At 46.5% G+C, this 2,448-nt stretch carries 3 protein-coding genes; all 3 read right to left on the bottom strand.

What is annotated here, in order from left to right:
* Positions 1 to 52: 52 nt before the first annotated feature.
* The 3 genes from tnpC to tnpA all read right to left on the bottom strand — a co-directional run bounded on the left by tnpC (position 53) and on the right by tnpA (position 2,366).
* Positions 53 to 1,567: an IS66 family transposase gene (gene tnpC / locus ACE1TI_RS21520; protein WP_375009563.1), complete on the bottom strand. Its 1,515-nt coding sequence runs from the start codon at positions 1,565 to 1,567 to the stop codon at positions 53 to 55.
* 122 nt (positions 1,568 to 1,689) lie between these two features.
* Positions 1,690 to 2,013 (bottom strand): IS66 family insertion sequence element accessory protein TnpB, encoded by a 324-nt coding sequence (tnpB, locus tag ACE1TI_RS21515; protein ID WP_375009562.1) that lies wholly within the window; start codon positions 2,011 to 2,013, stop codon positions 1,690 to 1,692.
* A gap of 26 nt (positions 2,014 to 2,039) precedes the next feature.
* A complete protein-coding gene (tnpA, locus tag ACE1TI_RS21510) occupies positions 2,040 to 2,366 on the bottom strand; it encodes an IS66 family insertion sequence element accessory protein TnpA (protein WP_375009561.1) in 327 nt (108 codons plus the stop codon).
* Positions 2,367 to 2,448 lie beyond the last annotated feature (82 nt).

Below are 2,448 nucleotides of genomic sequence, written 5' to 3'. Positions count from 1 at the left end.
GTAAGCGTCAAATAATCCCCACCTTTCAAATGAGATGGGGATTTCGTATGCTTTAAGTATTCTGATTTGGCACGTGACAGATCTCGGGAAGCTCCGGTGACCATGGAAGGATCAGATCCAGGTTAGACTCTTTTGTCAGGTCCATGTTGGGAAGAACCTCTAACAGATAAGTCAGGTAACGGTGGGGATTTAATCCGTTTTCCTTGGCTGTCTCCACTATACTATAAATGATGGCACTGGACCGAGCCCCTCGGGCTGTGTTGGCAAATAGCCAATTTTTTCGTCCAATGACAAACGGTTTGATGCTGCGTTCACTTCGATTGTTGTCTATTTCTAATCGTCCATCCTCTAAAAAGCCCTCTAATCTTTCCCACTGGTTCCGACAGTACTTGATCGCCTGGCCTAGCGCACTTTTAGGCAAAACTTTAGGGGACTGCGCACGAAGCCATACTGAAAAAGCCTCCAGCACTGGCTGAGTGCGTTCTTGTCGAACCTTAAATCGTTCGTTGGGAGTCGAACCCTTGATCTCCCGTTCTATCGCGAATAAGCGATTACAGAAGTCAAGCCCTTCTTTGGCTGTGACAGACGTCACGCTGGACGAAGAAGGCAGTGTCTTCAGGGCTTCGTCAAATTTGCGTCGCGCATGCGCCCAACATCCGACGAGTTGAATATTCGCCAGCCCATTGTATCCTGCATACCCATCGACATGCAGATATCCGTTGAACCCTGTTAAAAACCTGCGAGGATGTTTACTCGCACGAGTCTGCTGGTAGTCATAAAGGATATTGGGCGGTCCGTCCCGCCCCGTCCTGTACAGCCATAAATACGACTGAGAGGCAGAGGAACGACCTGGCTCCTTCAAGACTTGCAAGGTGGTTTCGTCAGCATGCAGGATATCCTGTTGTAATAAGTGTTTCTTCATTCGATCATATACGGGACGCAGCCAGGTATCGGCACCATATACGACCCAATTGGCCAAGGTTTGCCGTGATAAATGAACACCCAGTCGTTCAAATTGTTTTTCCTGCCGATAGAGTGGCAGGCCTTCTACGTATTTTTGCTGCATAATATATGCCATCGCAGACGGAGAAGCCAAACTTCCAGGATAGACTGATGATGGCATGGTAGCCGTGACAACCGGTGTTTCGGTCCCATGACGTTCACAATGTCGACAGGCATAGACATGTCGCACATGATGGACCACTTTTACTTCTGCAGGAATGACTTTTAGTTCTCGTCTGGTTTCTGTGCTCATTTCATGTAGTGCGCCGCCACAACACGAACAAGCCTGCTCTTCTACAGGTAAACGGTATTCCACCGTTTCGGAAGGCAAGCTTTCTACGTTTGTTTGTCTGGAACTACGCTTCTTTTTTCGATCATATGTAATCGTTTCGACTGTTGGTTCTTCGACCTTCGGGTCTTTTTCTATTTCAGCTTCATTAAATAGCGGAAGTTCTAACTGATTTGAATCGGTCTTCTCGCTCGAAGAGCCAAATTGACGATGCTTACTCAGACGGAATTGTTCTTCATACCATTTTAATTTTGCCGTCAGCTCCTCATTCTGCATCTCGAGCGATTCAACACGCTGTTGTAAATATTTCGTTTGTTGGGTTGATGAAGTCACAGATGATTTCATAATACTATTCTTTTCGACATCTCTCATGCATTTCCTCTTTTTTATCAATAAAATTATAAAACGGTTCGGGCTTTTACTTCTGGGTGAGCCTGTCGTTGGTCAATGGGAAGGCCATCCAGGAGCCAGCGTAATTGCCTGCGGCTAATACTCATGGGTGCTGGATGTTCTTCTCCGGGCCATGGAAACACCCCTCGCTCTAAACGTCGATAGTGCAACCAAAATCCATTATGCTCCCACTGTAGAATTTTCAGTTTATCTCTTTTCCGGTTACAAAATACAAACAAGGCTGGCGAGAAGGGATCAAGGGCGAAGCCCTCCTGTACGATCGCTGCCAACCCGTCTATCGACTTCCGTAAATCGGTGCTCCCACGTGCCAAGTAGACACGTTCGATGGCGGCTTCGTTTAACATGAGGCTTTCAATACCTTGATAACATCTGATAATAAGACGGGATCAAAGCCTGATTTGACCTCGATGGTGGCTGAGCCTACGTGGATATGTAAGGAATCATTGGAGAGGGAAAAGGATTCATTTACCTCGACAGTCATCCACGCGGAAGTAGAAGAGGTGTCTGTTTCTTTTCTGATGTTCTTTAATTTCCTTAGCCAGTACCGCATCTGAGGAACGGAAATGCCATCCTGCTCCGCACACCATTTTGGGACACTTAAGCCGCTTGCTTTAAACTCTGCGATGCGCTTCTCCCATATCTTTATGTGTTCCGATCGATCCATCGCAAAACCTCCTCTTTAGATCTTGAGGAGATTATCCCAAAATTCTTAGGCAATCAGAAGGTGTGATCTATTTTACGCTTAC

Origin of the sequence: Alteribacillus sp. JSM 102045 (assembly GCF_041949975.1) — a bacterium.
In the GTDB taxonomy this organism is placed as follows: domain Bacteria; phylum Bacillota; class Bacilli; order Bacillales; family Marinococcaceae; genus Alteribacillus.
The sequence above is the reverse complement of the archived record's forward strand: the minus strand, read 5'-3'. Positions and strand labels throughout refer to the sequence as shown.